The following is a 4,091-nucleotide window of genomic DNA, read 5'->3' on the forward strand; positions in this document are numbered from 1 at the left end:
CGGCTGCCGCACTGGCACACCCACGCCACCGCGTAGCGATGCGGCAGCAGGCGCGCGAGCAGGCTCAGCGCGTCGGCGCACAGGCCGGCGTCGAGCAGCGCCTGCACGGCGGCGCGCGGCGCCATCGCGTCGTGCAGGCAGGCGAGGGCCGGCGCGGACAGTTTCATCTGCCGCGCGGCGTCGAGCAGCGCGCTCACAGGATCATCGGCGCGGCGCCGCCGAGAATGGCCGTGGCGGTGCCGATCAGCTGCAGGTTGGTGGACTGCACGAGGCAATCGGCTTCCGACATGATTTCCATCGCCGCCACCGAGCTGACGTTGAGGTTCGCCTTCGAGTTGATTTCCATCGCGAGGCCCGAGGCCAGCGTCACGTTCATCTCGCCGCTGATCGTCAGGTTGGTGCCATGGATCGCGATCTCGCCCGAGCGGTTCATCGTGATGCTGGCCAGCCCGGTGACGAGCTTGATCTGGTTGCCGGCCGTCAGCGTGTAGTCGTGCGCCACCTGCACGTCGTGATCGTGCTCCGATTCCTCGCGCAGATCCTTCTGCGCGTGGATCAGCACCTGCTCGTCGCCCTTGCGATCCTCGAAGCGGATCTCGTTGTAGTCCTCGCTGCCGCCGCCCGCGTGGCTGCGGCTCTTGACGCCGCTCTGCGTCTTGTTGTCGGGCAGGCTGTACGGCGGCATGTTGTCGGCGTTGTAGACGCTGCCGATGATCAGCGGCCGGTCCGGATTGCCGTCGAGGAAGCTGACCACCACCTCCTGCCCCACGCGCGGAATGAACTGCGCGCCCCAGCGCTTGCCGGCCCAGAACTGCGCGACGCGCACCGGGCACGAGTTGTCGGCGTGCGGCTTGCCGGGGCGGCTCCAGAAGAACGTCACCTGCACGCGGCCGTACTTGTCGACGGCGATGTCCTCGGGCGTGTCGCCATACACCACGGCCGTCTGCAGCCCGGCGATGGTCGGGCGCGGCGTGATGGGCATCGCGCGGAACGGCTGGCGGCTGCGGATCGCCTGGAACGCGCAGTGGAACGGCGGCTCGCCGTCGTCCCCGCCGCCGCCCGTCACGTAATCGGGCTCGACGAGCCGCGTTTGCGTGCCGATCACCAGATATTCCTGATTGGCCTCGGCCGCCGGGAAATCCTTGAGCCGGAACAGCGCGCCGGTCGCCAGGCCGCACGCGTCGGTCTGCGCGCGGCTCGCGAACAGCGGCACGTTCTGCGCGTCGGCGCGCACCTGCGCGTAGCGCTGGCCGTCGCTCAGGCGCTGGTCGTAGCCCACCGTGTCGTACGAGAAATCGTAGGCGTCGAGGCCGCCGAGGCTCGACGCTTCGTCCGTCTCGGTCAGTTCCTCGGTGGCCAGCAGCGACGCCTTCGGCTTCAGATAGTCGTAATCGTCGAGCTGCACGCGCATCGTGTTCATCGCGCGCGCCGTTTCCCAGTCGCTGATCGAGGCCTTCATGCGCTTGCCGCGCTCGGTGGGCGGCGCGTACGGAATCTGCTCGAAGCCCGGCACCGTGGTGTGCGCGCCGAGCGCGTCGGCCAGCACCATGGTGTGCGTGCCTTCGGCATGCGTGAAGAAGTAGTAGATGCCTTCCTGCTCCATCAGGCGGCTGATGAAGTCGAAATCGCTCTCGCGGTATTGCACGCAGTAATCGCGCGGCGGATAGCTGCCGGTCAGGCTCGGCTTGAGGTCGCTGTAGCCGATGTCGCCGAGCACGGATTGCACGATCTGCGGCACGCTCATGCCGCGATAGATGCGGCAATCGCGGCGGCGCGTGGCGAGCCACGGCTTCGGCACCAGCACGAAGCGGTACACGGCGTAGCGCACGCCGTCGATGCTGACGAAGCCGGCCTGCTCGCCTTCGCACACGATGCCGTTGAAATGGCGCGTATAGCCCTGCGGCGTGACGAGCTTGACCGTCATCGGCGTGCCGAGCAGCGCGCGCAGGTCGATCGCGACGTTCTTGCTGATCGCTTCGAGACGGAAGGAGAACAGCCTGCCAAGCGCCTCGGTCGCGCTCAGGTTCGAGAACAGCAGGCTGCTGCCGACGTTGGAACTGAGTGTGATTGCGTGAGCCATGGAATGTATCGCGTGCCTGTGTCGATGAGCTTCTCAACACATAACAACCGGGCGCGGCGATCTATTCCATCGAGTTTCCGGCTGGCAAGCCGGCTCACAGCCAGTCGTGGAAATACTCGTCGCGCACCTTGTACATCGGGAAGTACCAGTTGTCGCGCATGAAGCGGCAATCCTCCAGCGGTTGATCCGGATTCGACGAATGGATTTGCCGGTCGGTGCGTTCCCTGCGGATGTCCTGGAAGCCGGTGCTCTGGGCGGCGGCGGTCGGGCCGGTCATCCTGACGGTCGAGGTGCGGATGTCGAGCTCGTACAACCTGCGCAGCTCGTCGGACTTCTTCATCGCCTTGAAATTGCCGTGAATCAGCGATTTGTAGGACGTCAAGCCACGGCAGCCCGCGTGCGACGCGATCACCGAGTTGCTGATCTGCGGCAGATTCCCGGGCGTGATGGTGGTTTGCCACCACGCGTCGCTGTTCCAGCCCTGCTCGTCGACGGTTTTCCAGTTCGGGCTGGGGTAGACCGACGAGAAGCGCGGGTACGACTGATGGCAGACGATCTCGCCGAGCGCCTGCACGCAGCGGATGTCGGTATCGACGTACACCCCGCCGTGCTGCAGCAGGATCTCGATGCGCAGGATGTCGCTGGCCGCGCCGAAATTGCCGCCGCGATTGACGAGCTCCTGGCGGTAGATCGGCGCGTTCTTGCCGATCTTCAGATCGCGCTGCACCTCGCGCACCGTGATCCCGTTGGCCTCGCAAAACATCATGATCGCGTTGGCGTTGCGGCTGCGCTTGCCCTGCAGCGCCTCGCCGCGCTGGCCCAGGTAGGTTTCGAGATAATCGATCGTGGCGTCGTCGCCGCCACCCTGCTCGGCGAGCGCTCCGGCCGACGCCTGCCAGTGGGCGGGCGGCACCGCCGCGCCGTCGTGCGCGGCCTTGTACCGCTCGCTGATCTGCTGGCGGCGCTCGCCGGTCAGCAACTGGTTCGCGTCGATCCACAGGTTGACCTTCCAGTCGGGGTTCAGCCGCGGAAACGACGCGATGCACTCACGGTTGCGCACCGGAATGTCGCCGCCGATCCAGATGATGTGAAGTATTTTCGGAATGGCTTTCATGCGATGGCGCCTGCCTCGAATCGATAGGAAAAATCACCGCCCTCGACGCGCACGCTCACGCGTTCGAGCGCGCCGCCTTCGAGCGTGCGCGTCAGGAACGCGCGGCTGATGGCCGGCAGCAGGGTGTTGGTCAAAATGGCGTCGATCATCCGCCCGCCCGATTCGCTCTCGGTGCAGCGGCTCACCACCAGTTGCACGACCGCGTCGTCGTAGTCGAACGGCACGCGGTAGCGCGCCTCCACGCGCCGCTTGATGCGGTCGAGCTGCAGCCGCACGATGCGCGCCAGCATCTCGCCGCTCAGCGGGAAATACGGAATCGTCACGAGCCGGCCGAGCAGCGCGGGCGGGAACGCCTGGAGCAGCGGCGCGCGCAGCGCCCGGGCCAGGCCGTCGGCGTCGGGCATCAGGTCCGGGTCCTGGCACAGCCCGGCGATCAGATCGGTGCCGACGTTGGTGGTCAGCAGGATCAGCGTGTTGCGGAAATTGATGGCGCGGCCCTCGCCGTCCTCCATCGCGCCCTTGTCGAACACCTGGAAGAACATCTCGTGCACGTCGGGGTGCGCCTTCTCGACCTCGTCGAGCAGCACCACCGAATACGGCTTGCGGCGCACCGCCTCGGTCAGCAGGCCGCCCTCGCCGTAGCCGACGTAGCCGGGCGGCGCGCCCTTCAACGTGGAGACGGTGTGCGCCTCCTGGAACTCGCTCATGTTGATCGTGATGAGGTTGTGCTCGCCGCCGTACAGCGCGTCGGCCAGCGCGAGCGCCGTCTCGGTCTTGCCGACGCCCGAGGTGCCGGCCAGCATGAACACGCCGATCGGCCGGTCGGGGTTGTCGAGGCCGGCACGCGAGGTCTGGATCCGCTTGGCGATCGCCTCCATCGCGTGATCCTGGCCGATC

Annotated in this window: 3 protein-coding genes and 1 pseudogene; all 4 read right to left on the bottom strand. The window is 66.9% G+C overall.

Features of this window, described 5'->3' with window-relative positions; genetic code table 11:
- Positions 1–197: pseudogene (locus G3N92_RS31335) on the bottom strand (hypothetical protein); the annotation flags it as partial.
- Positions 194–2,080, bottom strand: coding sequence for a type VI secretion system tip protein TssI/VgrG (tssI, locus tag G3N92_RS31340; RefSeq protein ID WP_241015136.1), 1,887 nt, complete (start codon positions 2,078–2,080; stop codon positions 194–196). The gene tssI and the pseudogene G3N92_RS31335, both read right to left, overlap by 4 nt.
- Before the next feature lie 94 nt (positions 2,081–2,174).
- Positions 2,175–3,194, bottom strand: a complete 1,020-nt coding sequence (locus G3N92_RS31345; protein ID WP_206131418.1) for a TcdA/TcdB catalytic glycosyltransferase domain-containing protein — start codon at positions 3,192–3,194, stop codon at positions 2,175–2,177.
- Positions 3,191–4,091: AAA family ATPase (locus tag G3N92_RS31350; protein WP_206131419.1), on the bottom strand; the 901-nt coding region annotated here is incomplete at its 5' end. The genes G3N92_RS31345 and G3N92_RS31350, both read right to left, overlap by 4 nt.

Origin of the sequence: Burkholderia sp. Ac-20379, from assembly GCF_017104645.1 — a bacterium.
Taxonomy (GTDB): Bacteria; Pseudomonadota; Gammaproteobacteria; order Burkholderiales; family Burkholderiaceae; genus Burkholderia.

Bases quoted from the DNA above. Each gene is read 5' to 3' on its own strand.
- tssI (WP_241015136.1), bottom strand. From the start codon at position 2,080: ATGGCTCACGCAATCACACTCAGTTCCAACGTCGGCAGCAGCCTGCTG.
- G3N92_RS31345 (WP_206131418.1), bottom strand. From the start codon at position 3,194: ATGAAAGCCATTCCGAAAATACTTCACATCATCTGGATCGGCGGCGAC.